Below are 14,899 nucleotides of genomic sequence, written 5' to 3'. Positions count from 1 at the left end.
CACCCCACGCGGTCCCAGCGACGAGGCGAAGGAGCCTCGCGGTGTCCACGGGGTGAGTCCCGGACCCGGCACGCACCATCTCTTGTGAGACCGACCGTGGACTTTGACGGCCGGGCGTGGGCGGCCTCGAAGGACGCAGCATGGCACGGAACCGGACAGTGCAGCGCAGGGCCCGCCAGCTCCAGCGGCGGGCGGGCGGCGGGTTCAACGCCGCCCGCGACCAGGTGGTCGCGCTGCCACCGTTGCGGGCGCGTCTCACGCACGAGGAATGGCTGGCCGCCGGGCGGGCCCGGTTCGGCACGGACGACATCAGCCAGTGGTCTGCCCTGTGCCCTCGGTGCGGGCACGTCACGTCCGTGGCACGGTTCGCCGAGGTCTCCGGGAGCACGGAGCTGACGCAGGCGTTCACCGAATGCCTTGGCCGGCATTTTCCCGGCGCCGGAGCCCACACATTCCCGTGCGACTGGGCCGCTTGGGGCCACATCCCCCTGTACGGCTACACCGTCGTCGTCGACGGGAGGGAGTTCCGGGTGTTCGCCTTTCCGGCCCCGGACGAGGACGTGGCGAAGAACAAGGCGCGCCAGGAGGAACGGGCCGCGGCTTGGCAGGCTCGTGTCGACGCCCAGGCGGAGGCCGAGGCAGAGGCGGAGGAGGACCAGGAGGGGGACGAAGACCAGACCGATGTGTGCGAGTCATGCGACCGGCCAGTGGGCCGGCGTCACCGACAGGACTGCATCTGGCGGGTCGAGGAGCTGCTGGGTGAGTGGACGGACGTCGAGGAAGTGCACACCTGGGCGGACGGTCAGGCGCTCCTCGACGTCGCGACGGACCTCGAGCCGGCCATCGGCGCCTACATCGAACTCGTCGGACAGCTGTTGACTGGCCGCGGCATCCCTGTGACGGAGCAGGCCGCGGTCCGGGTGGAGGACGGGTTCGACCTGTCGGCCGACGGCGACGTGACACTGCGCGAGCGGAACCAGCTGGGTGGTCTGCAGTGGTTCTCCTGGGATGCCGAACACGGATGGTCCTTCACCTCCATCGATCCGGCCCAGCGGCCCAGCCCGGTCTTCTACGCCGGAGGCCCGATCACGCCGGTGGCCAGCGTGGCCGCCGAGCGGATCGCGGCGGTCGTCGAAGGCCGGGAGTTGTGGACAGGGCAGCGCATCCGTCAGCGCGCGGTGGTCGAGCCCAGCGCGTGGCACGGTGTGGCGCGCGAGCTGAAGGCTGCCGTCGACGGCCGTGCCCGAGTAGCAGGTCAGGGCGCCGAGCTGGTGAACTGACGGCCGCCGACGCGCGCCGCTACGGGTTCACCGTGCTGTGCACGGCACGGTGAACCCGATGACCGAGCCTGTGCCTGTTCCCGTCCCGCTCATGCGCCCTTCCGCGGTGTCGTCCGTGCCTGCGGGGCCCGGTTGGTCCCATGCCATGAAGCTGGACGGGTGGCGGGCAGCCGTTCACCGCCGCGGCAACCAGGTCCTGGTCCACTCCCGGTCCGGCCGGGACATCACGAGGGAGCTGCCCGAACTGCGCACTGTGCTCATGGACTTGCCCGACTGTGTCCTTGACGGTGAGATCGTGGCGGCCTACGCGGACGGACGGATGGACTTCGGTGCCCTCGCACGCACGCCGACGTGGCGGGCCTCCCACGGAGTCGGGGTCGTTTTCACCGCGTTCGACATCCTGGCCTTCTCCGATTCGCCTGGCAGGCCTGCGTTCGACGTTCGCTCCCGGCCGCTGCGGGAGCGGCTGCTGCTCCTTGAACGAGCCCTGGCGGGACGCGGTGTGCGATGGGTGCCGGGGCTCGACAGCGCGGCCGAGGCGGTACAGCAGGCGCGGGATCTGGCACATCTTGGAGTGGAGGGTGTGGTCTCCCGCCGGCTTGACTCGCCCTACAGCACGCGGGCCTCCCGGGCATGGGTGAAGTGGCGCACCGACGGTGATCCGGTCGACGCGAAGGTGATCGCGGTGATCGGGCCGGTGCACCGTCCTTGGGCGTTGCGAGTGCTGGTCAACGGCAGGGAAGCGGAGACTTCACCGCGGTTGGACTCTGTGCGCGCTGCGGAAGTCGCCCGGCAGCTCACAGGCCACGTGGGCGCTCGCCGGCAGCGCGACGACGGCTCCGAGGAGCACCTGGTCGTCGGGGTGGTTCTTGCCGAGGTGCGTCCGCCGGTCGGCAGGCACGGCAGCCTGCACTTCGTGCGGCTCCGCACGGACATCTGAGGACTTCCGCAGACGCCACGGCGTCACCTCACGCAGTTGATGGCCGGTCCGGCCATCAACTGCGTGAGCACCGCGGTGTCCGCTTCGCACGGCAGACTGCCTCACGTAGCCACACACCGCCCCCGGCGCGAGCTCGCGCCGGGGGCGGCCGTACGGACATCGCATGTGGTCGACCGCTCGCACGCTCGTGTCGACGCCGGTCGTCAAGGAAGGACGATCATGAACGACGCGGCTCCCGCTGCGCGCGGCGACGCCCTCCTGCAGCAGGCCATCGCCTCGCTGCGCCAGGGCAACCCTCTCGTCGACCCGGCCTTGTACGAGCCCCTCACCGAGCTGCTTGAGGACGCTGCCCAGGGCGACGACGAAGGTGTCATCAGCCCCTACGCCGAAGCCGTCGCCGCAGCACTGCTCGGCAGCCCGCTGACGCCTGCCCGGCCGGCGGCCGCGCCTGGGCACGAGTCGGCGGCCGCCTCCGACAGCCACACCCCTACAACGACCAGGAGCACCCTCTCGTGACCGCCCTGCCCCGCCTCACCGCCGACGCCCGTGCCCAGGCACTGCAGAAGGCCATCGCTGCCCGCAAGGAACGCAGTGAACTGCTGATCAGCCTCAAGGCAGGCCAGATCCCCCTTCACGAAGTCCTCGACCGTACGGACACGGTCGCAGGCAAGATCCGCGTACGCCCCCTGCTCGAAGCGCTGCCGGGCATCGGCAAAATGCGTGCCGGCCAGCTCCTGGACCACATCGGTATATCCGAACGCCGCCGAGTCCGAGGGCTCGGACCCCGTCAGAAGGCCAAGCTCCTCGATCTCTTCCCGCCCCAGAAGAAGTGAGCCGCCGTGGTGCCCGGTGCCCGTCCCGCTGGGCACCGGGGCCTGGTCGTCCTCTGACCTCGCGTCCCGGCTGTCCCTCCGGGCTGTCGGACTCAGGCACCGAGCGATCGGAACCTGGCTAGGCCCGAGCCCTTTGTCGTGCTGTGCGGCGCTCGTTCCGGGCGGCTTCCACCGCCGCACGCCGCCGTTGGCGAGCCTCCTCCGTGGAGCGGCACTCATCCGCGATCTGCCGCCCCATAGCTGCTGCCGACCATGCGCCCGGGCGGTCGCCGCTGCCCAGCTCTACTCCGGCAGGGGGTGTGGGTACCCGGGTGAGCTCCGGCTCCTTGCCCGGACCGCCGTACAGAGCGACGTATCCAAGGCCGACAGCCCAAAGTCGGAGGGCTTCCACCTCGCGAACCACTGCTTGCCCCAGATCTCCGTCGGAGGTGTCGGCTCAGAGAGCCACCTCGTGCCAGCCGTCAGCCGGGGGCGGAGTGAACTGCTGTACCGCGCTGGCGACGGACTCGGTGGTCTCCAGCCACAGCCGGGTGCCGGCTTCGTCCCGGCAGGCCACTCCCAGCAACGGCCACGTCCGGACGTCGTGCTCAACGGCTTGTCCGTCGGAGGTGTACGGCGTGAGGCGCATACCTCGGAACCGCAGACCGTTCACTGTCACCTCGGCAAGTGGGGACCTGATGCCTGCGCCGGTGTCCGCAGGCCTTGCCATTGTGGCCGACGGAATCCGCGTCCTCATGGGCCTGCCAATCCGAGGGGAGAGAGTTTGCTGTGTTCCGTCATGAGCCTTACGCGCCCTCTTCCTTGCCGCTCGCAACCTGCGGTGCGGCCCGGCGACATGCTGCTGCGTCAGGTGGGCCGGGACTTCACGGTCTTCCTGGCCGAGGCTGTCGCGGTGTTCGACGGTCCGGTGGACGTTCCTCACGGCCTGACAGCCGGGCTCCTCCGCGCCAGGCGCAGGCCCAGCTTTCCGGACAGCCGCAGGCCGGCTTCCGGCACCCCGCTGGCGTCGCCTCTCTCGCTTTCTTCACTACCGCCCGATCGACACCAGAGGTCCAGGTATGAGCCAGGAACGTAGCCACGACGAGATGAACGACCTGATCGACGCTGAGCGCAGGGTCGACTGGGACGAAGAGGAATACGAGCGGTAGGCGCTCAGACCCCCGAGTCCCTCAATAGAGTGAGGCGACCATCGGCAGGCTCGGGGCATCTGGGACGACCGCTAGAGTCGGGCTCCGGGAGTAGCGCAACCTGACTCCGGCCTGCATGGGCGCCCACGCCGCCGCAGGACCGGCCAAGCCGTCTCGGACGCAGCGCTGCATTGTCGTGTAGCCAGCCGGTACGTCTTCCATCGTGGAACGGGCGGCGGGGGCGTGGGGTCCGCCGGAGGGGTTCACCATGGTCAAGAGCCGTAAGGCGCGCCGGAACACCCAGGCCCGCGTGGCTGCCACCGGACAGCGGCCCGCCGCCGCCTACCGTGAACTGCGCGCGGTCAATGCGCCCTACGAGGGGTACGTCGTCGATCTTCACCACGTCGTGGACGACATCACCACTCCCGGGCACCAGGGGGACTCCTGGGCGTACCGGGTGCGGACTCCGGAGGGAGTCGACCTGACGTGGAGTGACGTCAACGACCCCGATGCCGACGGCGCGGAGCTGACTTCCAGGCAGCAGATCTCTCTGTTCGGAGGGTGGCCGCTGACTCCTGCGCTGCTGCGGGCCCGGTTCCCGGGCGCCCGGATCATCGAGCACAGCGTCATGCCGGAAGGTTGCCACGGCTGCCGCCTGGTGAAGTGCTGGACCGTACACGTCGGGTGCACCGTTCCGTGCGAGCGTCTCGAGGCTGCACGGGAGACCGAGGCGCGGTGGGAGGCCGAGGAGGCGTTCGACCGTGCGTACGCGGCGTACCAGGCGGAGCTCGCTGCTCTGTGGCGCCGGCACGAAGCCGAGGACGCCGATCTTGAGCGGGATGTACAGAAGGTCCGCGAGCGGGTGGAGGCCTGGCGGACCGCGGTGGACTCCGGGCGCTGGGAGGATGCCGGGGGTACCGAGGCGATGTGGCGTGAGTGGGACGCCTGCAACGGGCGGGAGCGGGATCAGCGTGAGCGGCATGACCAGGAGTACAAGGAGCTGACCGGCAGGCAGCCTGAACTCCCCGCCCACTGGGAGACGGCTGTCTCGGCCTGAGCTGTGATCTGTCGGCCGGTGGCCGCATCGGTGAGTCCGCTGCTTAGATGCTGCCCTGCGTGCATCACCAGGCGGCGGACACGCCGGTCGTACGATGTGACGTCATGGACCGGCTCGAACGCCCCGCCCGCACCGAGATCACCGCGCTGCTGAAGAAGCTGGCACGCGGCCCGCAGGCGACGTACGACCAGCGTGCCTTCTTCCTGAACGAGTACCTGAGGGTGCTCAGCGACTTCCTCGAGCTCCCCGAGGAGCGGATCCAGGCAGGCGACCTCGCGGACGTTGGCTACGCGGTCGCGTGGCTGAACGCCGCGGCCGCGGGTTACACCCGTCAGCGTCGGGTGGCCGGCAAACCGGACGCGGCCGCGGCGTCGCAGGCAGCTCGCTGCGCCACTTTCAACGCCTTTGCTCGCCACCTCGGCCAGCCGGAGCGTCTTTCCGAGGGGTGGCCCGACAGCCAGGGCCTGCCGGTCGACGAGAGCCGCCGGGTGGTGGAGCTCCTTGCGGACAACCGACCGCCGCGCACGAACCGCAGCACGTGGGAACGCACCAGCGCGCTTGCGGCCCTGAGGCTCGTCACCGGCCGCCCGCTGTCCGAACTCGCTGGTCTCCAAGTGTCGGCCCTCGACCTGAAGGCGGACCCACCCACCGTCACCCTGGGAGAGCGCGTCTTCCCCCTGGACGAGTTGGCTGTGCGGACGATGAACCGGTGGCTGGAGACCTGGAAGCGGCTGACCGAACAGCTGGAGGGTGGGACCGTCACGCAGGTGTGGGTCACCATCAAGCCGGGCCGGCCCCGCTACGGTGAGCCGGCCAAGCACCCATACCTGCCGTGCTCCATCCGCGCTCTTCGGGCGGCTCAGCACGACCTGACCAGCAGACTGCTCGCCCGGCCGACACGGCTCGGGCAGCTGAGCGGCCCTGATCCAGACGACGTCGTCTCCCAAACCCCCAAGAGGCGCCGTGCAGCGCCTGCGGCTCCTCCTCCGGAGCGCACCGCCGAGGACCGGGCGCTGGCGCTCCGACAGGCTGCTGAGGTCAGGCGTGAGCGTGCGGAGATGCTGGGGCGGCTGAAAACCGGCGACCTGTCGCTGCCCGATGTACTGGCCCGGGAGGACAGGGTGGTCGGCGGTACCCGGGTGGGCCGGCTGGTGGAGTCGCTGCCCGGCGTTGGGCCCGCTGCGCGGAGGCGCATTCTGGCGGAGGTCGGCTTGGACGAGCAGCGGCGTCTGCAGTCCCTCCGAGCCCAGCAACGTGAGCGGCTGCTCCACGAATGCTCGACCGTTTCGTGAGCCACGCAGTCGCCCGCGGCTGACGGTTCCGCGTGCGAGCCGGCCCGAGGAATGGGGAAGACACCCGGGGGATGTGAACCCTGCGGGAAAACCGCCGGACCCACGGGCTCTCGCTGTCAGGGAGGACCGCGCGGACAGTCGAATCCGCAGCTGTTGCGCCGTTCGCTCCACACTGGGGTCTGTTGATTCCCAGCCTGGAGTGAACTGCCCATGACCACGGACCCGAGTGCCGGACCGGCCGCCGGCGACGACCTGCTTGACGAGACCGCGCTGCTGACGCACGGCGACACGATCGCCCGTGCGCTGCGGCGTTGGTGCGCAGACCGGATCGAGGACCTGGAGGAGGAGTTCGACCTGTTCGGTGCGCCCGACAATCCATCGGAGCAGCAGCGCTGGACTCTCCAGCTTTCGGAGCGCCGAGCGCTGGCTCTGGCCGAGGTCGAGCAGCTCCAGAGGGTACGGGCGGAGACCAACAGCGCTTGGTCAGAGGACCGGTGGGCCGACCTGGGGGCGTTGGGGCTTCGCCACCAGCGGCACCTGGATGAGGAAGCAGTCGCCACAGCTCGCCGCCTGCGTGATCTTGCCGACGCGTATCCGGGCCGCGGACGGGCCCCCAGGCCCAGGCAGTCTTCTGCGACGCCCGGGCCGGGAGAGGTGGCTGTGCCGTGGGGCGTCGATCCCGGCGCTCCGGCCACCGGTCGATCGCCGCAGATGACCTCCCGGTCCTTGTGGGCACTGCTGAGAGAAGCATTCCCAGATGCCTCCTCCGGCCGATGCACGGTGACGGCACACCGGCTGCTGAAGGAGGTCCTGCAACCCACACTCGGTCCGGTCGAGGCGATGCAGATGCGCCGGGAGCTCACAGCGGCCCTGTACGACGGGGTGAGGCCGCCTGCCGACGAGCACGAAAAGCACCGCAACCAGTGGATCGTCGAGTCGGTTCTTGGGCGGGTGGTTGTACCGCTTGCTGATCAGCGCAACCGGCTCGCGGCCGCGGTGGATGACGTCCGCGCTCTCCACCCGCTCATCTCGGGTGGCAGTTGCCCGGTTTGCGGGGTTGCGTCTCCGTGTCCGACACGGCGAGCGCTGGGGGACACGGCCGTAGACGGCATGTGAGGGGACTGGCCCTGGGTCATCTGGGCCGACGCCGCCCGTACGTGTTCTTGGGCAGAGGAGCTGGTGGCGGCCGCCGAAGTCCGAGGCCGCCACCAGCTCAAGCGGATGCCGGGCCAGTCAGAGGGGACGCCCGGCGGGCAGCAGGGAATCCTCCGGCAGGCCGTCCTTGAGGAGCGAATAGCTTCTGTCCGGGTCCTGGAGGATGCCGCCGCCGTCATACGGCCACCGCTGCGGATCACGGAACGCCACTCCGATGTAGGCACGGCCGGGAGTATCGGCCCAGGTGGGGTCCAATACCGTCCCATCAGCCCGGACGCACCAGGCGTGCGCGAGAGGGAAGTCCACGCCACCGGGGAGGGCGAACCCCTCGGCGTAGACCAGACCTTTGGAGCGGTGGTCGCGGGCGTACCGGGCGGCATTGCTGTAGCACAGCCGTGGCTCCATGCCCGTCAGGTCGGGCGGAGGAGGGAAGACGGTGAAGCGGCGACCGTGGCTGAGCAGGAAGTGGTAGAGCGTGGGGAACGCCCATCCGTCTGTGTTGTAGTTGCCCTCAGCAAGCCTCGCTACGTCGTGGAGATAGGTGGCGACCGCCTCCTCGGAGGGCGGGTCGACGATGGGTGTGATCATGAGCGAGAGCTTCCTCCGGAAGGACCGACGCGCCGAGCCTAGGCGAAACCCGCATCGGGGGTGAGGCCCTCCGCCAAGGTGATCCTCGCACTGCGGCACAACGCCCTGCACGCGCTCCCGGCCACTACGGCCGGACACCGGACGAAGAGCCCGCTCAGGCGGTGAGCGGCCACTGCTCGGCGACCTGCTGCTGGGCCTTGTGCCACGCTCGCTCCAGCTCGCTTCCCTCGGTGGGGTCCTGCAGGGACCATCCATCGGCGGCGAACTGCCGGATCTGCGGCAGCAGCATGAGAGAGGAGCCTCGCAGGGCCGCCCTCAGCACAACGGTGGCGGTCGGCTCGTGGGGTGAGTCCCCCCACCAGTCCGGCACGCGCCCCTGCCGTCGTGGCGCCGGCTGATGGACGACATCACAGACGCGCAGCGTGGAACCGAGGACGAAGGGGCGGAAGTCGTCGCGGGACGTCAGTCGTAGCGAGCTGACGCTGAGGCGGCTGCCGATGGCCGGGACGGCGAGAGCGAGGTACCCGTCCGGGCGGCAGAGCGCCCCGAGGAGGCGACGCTGGTCCACGTCCACGGTGGCGGCGTCGAAGAATTCGATGCGGATTCCCAGGTCAATCATGGGTCGATCCTGCCGCCGTGACCGGACACCCCTCGGCCAGGTGCAGGCGCTGGCATCCCGGTGGGCTACTCCTGGGCGCCGTCGTTCTCTGGGTCTCCGGCCGTGATGGCGGCCAGCGCCGCTTCGAGCTTCTCTTGGGCGATCGGCCCGGAGTCCGGGAGACCAGCGGCTCGCCACGCGGCGACAGCGCGTTCAGTGTCCCCGCCCACGGCCTCGACCATCATGTCCTTGGCGTCCTTCTCGGCGACGGCTCCGTCAGCGGGTCCGAGGTCGACCAGGTGGACGGCCATTCGCACCTTGCTGGGCCGCTCTCCAGCCTGGGCCTTCGTCGTCTCCATCTCCTTGTAGACGCGGACGAGCCGGCCGACCAGGCGCTGGGCCGTGGCGTACAGCGCCTTGCCCGAGTCGTTCTCGAGCCGATCGGTACGGAACCGTTCCTCACCCCGGCCCAGAGCCTTGATGTAGATGAAGGCGCGGTTGCTGCTCTCCTCGATCTCGACACGGGTGAGAACGCCGCGGACACGGTCCTTGGCGCCTTCCACGCGCGCGATGTCGGCGGCCAGCTGGGTGCCGTCCAGGTAGAGGTTCAGCGCGAGCTCGCGCACCCGGCCGTGCCAGGCTGCCTCCAGCCCGGGTCGACAGGGGCCGGCGGCCTGCGCTGCAGCAACGATGAGCTGATGGGGTACGGATCCGTTCACGTGCATCATCATGCCGCGCCGAGCCTGGGCGCGCTGCGGCCCCCCGGGAGAGATACGGGACGCAGCGCTGCACCCGCGCCGGGCCGCTCGTCAGGAGCCATCCTGATCTTGAGGATGACCCTTGGTTGCTGCTTTGTGCTCCTGGCGGGACTCGAACCCGCGCCAAGTAGGTGAGCTTGGAAAACGCGCTTCCCTGCCGGGGGTTCGGGGCCCGAGTCTTCAGGTCCCTCGCTTAGGTTCCCCACCCCTGGAGCTTTTGACTGCCAGGGCCCGGTCCCGGTGCATCCGCAACCGTCTCACCATGTCGCCGTTCCGTTTTACGGCCGCTCTGCCTTCTGAGCTACAGGAGCCTGCTCTCTTTCACGGAGCCATCATCCGCAGAAGCTATCCGGCCCGGTGGGGTTGCGCGAACGCTTTCCACCTCGGAGGAGTCCCGTCGGCCCTCGCCTGCGCCTTTCGGGCCCTGCCTCGTCCCCAGCTCGGACATCTAGTTGCTGGGGCCGACGCCGAGCGGCTGTGGACGGTACAGGGCGCAGAGAGATGCGGCGGGGCTCTCGTGTCACCGAAATGTGGTGTTGCGGGCAGTCAAGCGGCGGCTCGGATCAGCCGTCAGCTCGGGAGAGCAGGAGCGGCTACTGGACGTGGAGACCGTCCCGTTCCCATTGCCGCAGCAGCGCATAGTCACGCTCGATGGTGCGCTGGTCTTCGGCGGCGAGGTAGACGTAGCCGGGGGAGCTGGTCAGGTCGCTTGTGCGCTCCAGTGGTTCGCCGGGGGTGATCGAGGAGCAGACCGCTATCGCGCTGGGGAGCGTGGCTACCGTGCCGGCGGCCTCGGCGCTGGCACGTCCGGGGGTGGGGTTGATGAACTCGACATTCCGGATCCGTCCTGGCCAGGAGGTGAGCTGGTCGTCGAAGTCGAGGAGGGTGCGGGGGTCGACGAGGGCCGCGGCGAGCAGAGCGGTCTGTGAGGTCCCCAGGTACTTGTCGATGATGTCGGGGGAGGTGGCGCCGCCGAGTCGGGCGCCGGTTTCGATCAGGACGGGGCCGCGGGCGGTCAGCATCACCTCGGTGTGGGCGGCCGATTCCTGGATGCCGAGTGCGTCGAGGACACGGCAGGTGTAGGCCTTGAGCAGCTTCGCCTCGGCGGTGTGCGGGGCGACGGGCTCTTCGTAGTCGTACACGGGCATGGGTCCGTCGGAGGCCCGCTTCGTGTAGCGCCAGATCTCCGCGATCCGGTGGACGCCACCCGAGCTGACCGAGTTGATGTAGTACTCGTCGCCGGACAGCCGCTCCTGGACGATGACGGCGGCGTTGCGCTGCCCGAAGATGTTCGGCTTGGCCAGGATCGCCTCGGTGGCGTGGGCAATCTCTTCAGGGGTCCGGCAGAAGCGCACACCGTCGGTCGCCGCGCTGGCCAGGGGCTTGACGACCGCCTCAGTGAGGCCGGAGGCGGTGAACCATGCGGCCGCGGCCGCCGGGCTGACTGCCGTAGTTCCTTGCGGTACGTCGAGCCCGGCGCGCTCGGTGGTCTGGTACATCAGCGCCTTGTCCCGCCGTGCCAGACGGCCGACGGGGGTGTTGGTGGGGAGGCCGAGCTGCTGGGCGAGGGTCTCGGCCAGCGTCACACCGGATTCGGAGCCGGCGATGACCCGGGAGATGCCGAGGGTGGCGAGCTGCCCTGCGAGCGCGGGGATGTCGTCGGTGTAGCCGAAGTCCAGGGAGTAGTCGTCGGGTCGGAAGGTGCGCTGCAGGAAGCCGTTAGTGCGGGGCTCGCTCTGGACGTGGATGCAGTTCACGCCGAGGTCGCGCAGGCGGCGGGTCAGGCTGGCGCCGGTGGAGTAGCCGTCGACGATGCAGATCTTCATGTTCTTCCTAGGTTCTGGCGTGGGGTGAGGTGTGCTGCGCGAGGTCAGCTGAAGTCGAAGTCGGACATCCAGTTGCTGGCCGGGGGCTGGTCGGGGGCTGGCTGCTGGGGCGCGGGTGGGGCAGGTGGCGGCTTCGGGGCCGGAGTCTCGAGCTGGCGCGGCTGCTCCGGCGGTTGGGCGGCCGGAGGGGCAGCCGGAGCAGCCGGGGGCGCCTTCGGGGCCGGTGTCTTCGACAGGGGCGGCCGCTGGGGTTCATCCGCTGGAGCTGGTGAGGGCTCCGGCGTCGAGTCGGGGGTCGGCGGGGGCTCGTCGACGAGGTCGCGGCGGACCCAGCGGGGGTCCTGGCCGCCGTCCTTGTTGGGCACGAGTACCTGCTCGTAGCCGAGTTCGGCGAGGTGTGCGCGGGCCAGGTCCTTGGCCCCGTGAATGGTGACGGTGGGGTCCCAGGGCAGGGGCGTGGTGTCGTCGGGCAGGAACATGATCTGGGCCTGCTGGTAGCCGTACTTGGGGTCGTAGCCCCAGGAGCGGCCCTTGGGGGTGCCTTCGGCCGGGAAGCGGGTGCCGTGGTCGGAGTTGAGGATCTGCTGCGATTCGTACTGGTCGAGTGGTCCGACGCCGAGGCGCCGGCCGAGCTGGGAGCGCAACTGCATGCCGAGGATGTCGCCGGCCGGCTTCTGGGCGGCGCAGGCAATGTTCGTCTCCAGTGCGCGGCCGAGACGGGCGACCTTCTCGAGCATCGCCTTGGCGTCGTTCTTGAGTTCCTCGATCTCCTTGTTCGCGGACTTGGCGAGGTAGTCGGCGATCTCGTCGAAGAAGAGGATCAGTCGGCCCGGGATGGTGTCGTCGTCACGCAGGACCACTTCGCCTCGGGCGACGGCATCGCGAAGGAGTTGCAGGTTGCGGCGCCCGTACTTGTTCAGGAGGGACTGGCGCTTGTCCATTTCGCCGGCGAACGCCTGGATGGCCTCGTAGATCTCTTCGTCCGTCGCGGCGAATCTGATGACGGCGGGGAACTCGGGGGTCCAGGTGAAGTCGGTGCGCTTGGGGTCGCAGACGATGAGCTGGTAGATGGTCGGGTCGTACAGGGCGGGGAAGAGGATCAAGGACAGGGCGACGGACTTGCCGGCGCCGGTCTTCCCGCCGATGAGGGCGTGGGGGGTCTGCTGCAGGTCCCAGTCGAGCCAGCCGCCTCCCTTGACGGGGCCGAAGCGGATGGTGCCGCGGCGGGCGAGGGCGAGGAATTCCTTGAACTCGGGGCTGCCGGGTTCGGGGAAGGCGAGCTGGGTGGGCAGTCGGGGGACGGCGCTGACGGTGACCCGTCCTTCCGCCTCGCTCCAGGCGTAGTGCCAGTCGTTGGTGTCGGTGAGGGAGTCAGCGTGCTGTTCGAAGGCGTCCCTGGTCTCTGGCTTGGTGACGTCGTAGGCGCCGAAGGTCACGGTGAAGGACTCGGGCCGCTCGACCGGGGAACCGTTGCTTCCTCGGTGGCTGCTCCAGGTGTGGATGTCCACCTCGACGGGGTCCTGGCCGCGCTTGGTGGGGAACTTGGACTCGACGACGGCCTGCAGCCGGGCCGTTTCCCGCTTCCGTATGGCGCGGGGATCGGCGTTGGAAACAGCCTTCAGGACGAGCCGGTTGGTGTTGGCGAAGGTCCAGTCCGGCAGCCAGGTCCGGTCCGGAAGGGTTTTGGACAGGGCGGTGTCCAGGGTGCGCTCGATACGGGTGCGTAGTTCTGGCGCGGCGACGTCCAGGGTGCCCAGGCCGATGGTGATCTCAAGGGGCGTGTTGGCCCTGGAGCTGTTGGGGTCGTCCTCCCACTTGGTGATGTCGACGGTGAGCTGGCCGGCCTGCCGGGCCGGGATCTGGGCAGTGATGAGGTCGGAGATGTAGCGGGTGCCCTGCTTACGGATCGCCTCCGGTGAGCCGGCGGGCACTCCATGGATCGTGAGCTCCCCGGGCTGCCAGGTGTAGATCCACACGTGGCCGCGGTCGATCTGGGCGTCGATGACGCGTTCGACGTTCTCCCGGAAGGCGCGCTGGGAGACGTCGTAGGCGCCCAAGGTGACAGTCAGCTCGATGGGGACTTCTCGACCGTCGCGGTCCTCCCACGCGCCGACCGCGACGGACACGTCGACGTCGACACCGCGGGGCGCCGGGAAGAGCTGGCCGACGACCGTGTTGATCCACCGCTCGTCCTGCATACGCAGCAGTCGGGGGTCGCCCTCGTTGACGAGATCGCACGCCAGGGAGCCGGGGTTGGCCCAGTCGAAGACCCAGCCGGTGCCCGGCGGGATGGGCGCGGCTTCAACGGCTTTCTCCGCCTGCCACCGGGTGCGGGCCTGAGCGGCCGGCGCCGAGGGGGCGATCATGATGCGCGCGGCAGCGATCACGGTGGAGCGCCGCCAGCGGGTGACGCGGATGTACTGGCCTTCGTTGACCGGCCGGGTAACGGTGGGAGCCGGCAGTCCGCAGGGCTTCATCACACGGCCGTACAGCTCGGACAGAGCTCGCCTCTGGCGGGGGATGACCCGTGCGGCCCGCCCGATGGTGTACAGCAGGGCGGTGACGGTGGCTGAGGAGAGGACTTGCCACTGGCGCCACTGCAGGTACCAGGCTCCGGCCAGCAGCAGGATGACCAGCCAGTTGAGGAGGACGTGCGGCACTTTCCCGAAGGCGCGACTGCGGTCGCGGCCCAGGGTGAACGCCAGCCACGTTCGGGTGTGCGCGCCAACCGGCCATCCGGGCCCTGCGGCGGGCCGGCGGGCGGCGGGACGGCGGCGTTTTCTGGCCGCGGGCATGAGGGTGGTCCTCCCGAGTCGACAGCGGTGTTACCCGGATCGTGCTCGGGAAAGCGGACAGCTCTGATCCGCCGGTCCGCAGCCGGTGAGCAGGGAGGTGAGCAAGAGCCGCGCTTCCGGCCTGGTGTGACGGTGGCCTGCGTATACGCAGATCGGGCACCGTCACCTACGGACTTGGCTGGGCTATGCGAGCGTCGCGCCGGGGTCGAACCGGTCGTAGGCAAAGCCCTGCCAGATCCCCCAGGCGGTGCTCACGTGGCCGGTGCCCGCCGCCGTGCCGGTAGCGGACCAGAAGGGGCGCAGGACCAGCGCACGGAACTCCGGCGGCCGGCATCCGACCGCGTGCGTGACCAGGTGGGCGGTGTGGTTGAACTGACCGGGGCCGTGCAGGTGGCCGCAGCAGGGAACACGCCAGTCGACGGCTCGGTGGCTGGCCGGCACCCGGTGGCGGTCCATGTGGGGACGGTAGTGGTCGCGGATGACGTGGTCGCCGTGGGCCTTGGCCGCGTCGAGGTTGGTGTAGGTGCCCAGTGTCTGGTCGAACTTCTGGATGTTCCAGAGGCTGGTGCTGGCCATGGTTGGGGTCCTCGCATGTCGGCGGCGTGTATGGATCACTGTCGCCCGGAGTCGGCGTGCTGTCGGTGCGTGTG

14 protein-coding genes are annotated in these 14,899 nt (G+C 69.6%); 7 read left to right on the top strand and 7 right to left on the bottom strand.

Features of this window, described 5'->3' with window-relative positions; genetic code table 11:
• Nucleotides 1-140: 140 nt before the first annotated feature.
• From ACWD3O_RS09100 to mihF (ACWD3O_RS09085), 4 genes are all read left to right on the top strand, one after another.
• Entirely contained in the window at nucleotides 141-1,280 is a 1,140-nt protein-coding gene (locus ACWD3O_RS09100) for a VVA0879 family protein (RefSeq protein ID WP_451415372.1), read from the top strand.
• Nucleotides 1,281-1,425: 145 nt separating this feature from the next.
• A complete protein-coding gene (locus tag ACWD3O_RS09095; RefSeq protein ID WP_451415371.1) occupies nucleotides 1,426-2,220 on the top strand; it encodes an ATP-dependent DNA ligase in 795 nt (264 codons plus the stop codon).
• A gap of 219 nt (nucleotides 2,221-2,439) precedes the next feature.
• On the top strand, nucleotides 2,440-2,736 hold the full coding sequence (locus ACWD3O_RS09090) for a hypothetical protein (protein WP_376620733.1): 297 nt from the start codon (nucleotides 2,440-2,442) through the stop codon (nucleotides 2,734-2,736).
• Complete coding sequence (gene mihF / locus ACWD3O_RS09085; protein ID WP_451415370.1) at nucleotides 2,733-3,053, top strand: integration host factor, actinobacterial type; 321 nt, start codon at nucleotides 2,733-2,735, stop codon at nucleotides 3,051-3,053. Before ACWD3O_RS09090 ends, mihF (ACWD3O_RS09085) begins: the two co-directional genes overlap by 4 nt.
• Before the next feature lie 436 nt (nucleotides 3,054-3,489).
• Here the strand turns inward: mihF (ACWD3O_RS09085) and ACWD3O_RS09080 are convergent, their stop codons facing one another.
• Nucleotides 3,490-3,681 carry a hypothetical protein gene (locus ACWD3O_RS09080; protein WP_451415369.1) on the bottom strand — a complete coding sequence of 64 codons (192 nt, stop codon included), beginning with the start codon at nucleotides 3,679-3,681 and terminating at the stop codon, nucleotides 3,490-3,492.
• A 767-nt stretch (nucleotides 3,682-4,448) separates the two neighbouring features.
• Here ACWD3O_RS09080 and ACWD3O_RS09075 point away from each other — a divergent pair.
• The 3 genes from ACWD3O_RS09075 to ACWD3O_RS09065 all read left to right on the top strand — a co-directional run bounded on the left by ACWD3O_RS09075 (nucleotide 4,449) and on the right by ACWD3O_RS09065 (nucleotide 7,645).
• Nucleotides 4,449-5,237, top strand: a complete 789-nt coding sequence (locus ACWD3O_RS09075) for a hypothetical protein (protein ID WP_451415368.1) — start codon at nucleotides 4,449-4,451, stop codon at nucleotides 5,235-5,237.
• Between the two features lie 104 nt (nucleotides 5,238-5,341).
• The gene (gene mihF, locus ACWD3O_RS09070) at nucleotides 5,342-6,529 is read left to right on the top strand and encodes an integration host factor, actinobacterial type (RefSeq protein WP_451415367.1); all 1,188 of its coding nucleotides are present in this window, start codon (nucleotides 5,342-5,344) and stop codon (nucleotides 6,527-6,529) included.
• A gap of 210 nt (nucleotides 6,530-6,739) precedes the next feature.
• Complete coding sequence (locus ACWD3O_RS09065; protein WP_451415366.1) at nucleotides 6,740-7,645, top strand: hypothetical protein; 906 nt, start codon at nucleotides 6,740-6,742, stop codon at nucleotides 7,643-7,645.
• Nucleotides 7,646-7,762: 117 nt separating this feature from the next.
• Here the strand turns inward: ACWD3O_RS09065 and ACWD3O_RS09060 are convergent, their stop codons facing one another.
• The 6 genes from ACWD3O_RS09060 to ACWD3O_RS09035 all read right to left on the bottom strand — a co-directional run bounded on the left by ACWD3O_RS09060 (nucleotide 7,763) and on the right by ACWD3O_RS09035 (nucleotide 14,825).
• Nucleotides 7,763-8,272, bottom strand: coding sequence for a hypothetical protein (locus ACWD3O_RS09060; protein WP_451415365.1), 510 nt, complete (start codon nucleotides 8,270-8,272; stop codon nucleotides 7,763-7,765).
• A gap of 154 nt (nucleotides 8,273-8,426) precedes the next feature.
• Nucleotides 8,427-8,891 carry a hypothetical protein gene (locus ACWD3O_RS09055; RefSeq protein ID WP_332757179.1) on the bottom strand — a complete coding sequence of 155 codons (465 nt, stop codon included), beginning with the start codon at nucleotides 8,889-8,891 and terminating at the stop codon, nucleotides 8,427-8,429.
• Nucleotides 8,892-8,956: 65 nt separating this feature from the next.
• Nucleotides 8,957-9,589, bottom strand: coding sequence for a hypothetical protein (locus ACWD3O_RS09050; protein ID WP_451415364.1), 633 nt, complete (start codon nucleotides 9,587-9,589; stop codon nucleotides 8,957-8,959).
• A 632-nt stretch (nucleotides 9,590-10,221) separates the two neighbouring features.
• Nucleotides 10,222-11,454 (bottom strand): ATP-grasp domain-containing protein, encoded by a 1,233-nt coding sequence (locus tag ACWD3O_RS09045; RefSeq protein ID WP_451415363.1) that lies wholly within the window; start codon nucleotides 11,452-11,454, stop codon nucleotides 10,222-10,224.
• 44 nt (nucleotides 11,455-11,498) lie between these two features.
• Nucleotides 11,499-14,114 (bottom strand): FtsK/SpoIIIE domain-containing protein, encoded by a 2,616-nt coding sequence (locus tag ACWD3O_RS09040; RefSeq protein WP_451415362.1) that lies wholly within the window; start codon nucleotides 14,112-14,114, stop codon nucleotides 11,499-11,501.
• 318 nt (nucleotides 14,115-14,432) lie between these two features.
• The gene (locus ACWD3O_RS09035) at nucleotides 14,433-14,825 is read right to left on the bottom strand and encodes a hypothetical protein (RefSeq protein WP_451415361.1); all 393 of its coding nucleotides are present in this window, start codon (nucleotides 14,823-14,825) and stop codon (nucleotides 14,433-14,435) included.
• Nucleotides 14,826-14,899: the final 74 nt, after the last annotated feature.

The organism is Streptomyces sp. NPDC002640, assembly GCF_053592575.1.
Note: the sequence above shows the minus strand (reverse complement) of the source record. Positions and strands in the feature narration are given on the sequence as shown.

Excerpts from the sequence above, each read along its gene's own strand:
- ACWD3O_RS09075 (WP_451415368.1), top strand. The coding sequence starts at position 4,449 with ATGGTCAAGAGCCGTAAGGCGCGCCGGAACACCCAGGCCCGCGTGGCT.
- ACWD3O_RS09095 (WP_451415371.1), top strand. The coding sequence starts at position 1,426 with ATGAAGCTGGACGGGTGGCGGGCAGCCGTTCACCGCCGCGGCAACCAG.
- ACWD3O_RS09090 (WP_376620733.1), top strand. The coding sequence starts at position 2,440 with ATGAACGACGCGGCTCCCGCTGCGCGCGGCGACGCCCTCCTGCAGCAG.
- ACWD3O_RS09060 (WP_451415365.1), bottom strand. The coding sequence starts at position 8,272 with ATGATCACACCCATCGTCGACCCGCCCTCCGAGGAGGCGGTCGCCACC.
- ACWD3O_RS09100 (WP_451415372.1), top strand. The coding sequence starts at position 141 with ATGGCACGGAACCGGACAGTGCAGCGCAGGGCCCGCCAGCTCCAGCGG.
- ACWD3O_RS09080 (WP_451415369.1), bottom strand. The coding sequence starts at position 3,681 with ATGCGCCTCACGCCGTACACCTCCGACGGACAAGCCGTTGAGCACGAC.
- ACWD3O_RS09065 (WP_451415366.1), top strand. The coding sequence starts at position 6,740 with ATGACCACGGACCCGAGTGCCGGACCGGCCGCCGGCGACGACCTGCTT.
- ACWD3O_RS09045 (WP_451415363.1), bottom strand. The coding sequence starts at position 11,454 with ATGAAGATCTGCATCGTCGACGGCTACTCCACCGGCGCCAGCCTGACC.
- mihF (WP_451415367.1), top strand. The coding sequence starts at position 5,342 with ATGGACCGGCTCGAACGCCCCGCCCGCACCGAGATCACCGCGCTGCTG.
- ACWD3O_RS09055 (WP_332757179.1), bottom strand. The coding sequence starts at position 8,891 with ATGATTGACCTGGGAATCCGCATCGAATTCTTCGACGCCGCCACCGTG.
- ACWD3O_RS09035 (WP_451415361.1), bottom strand. The coding sequence starts at position 14,825 with ATGGCCAGCACCAGCCTCTGGAACATCCAGAAGTTCGACCAGACACTG.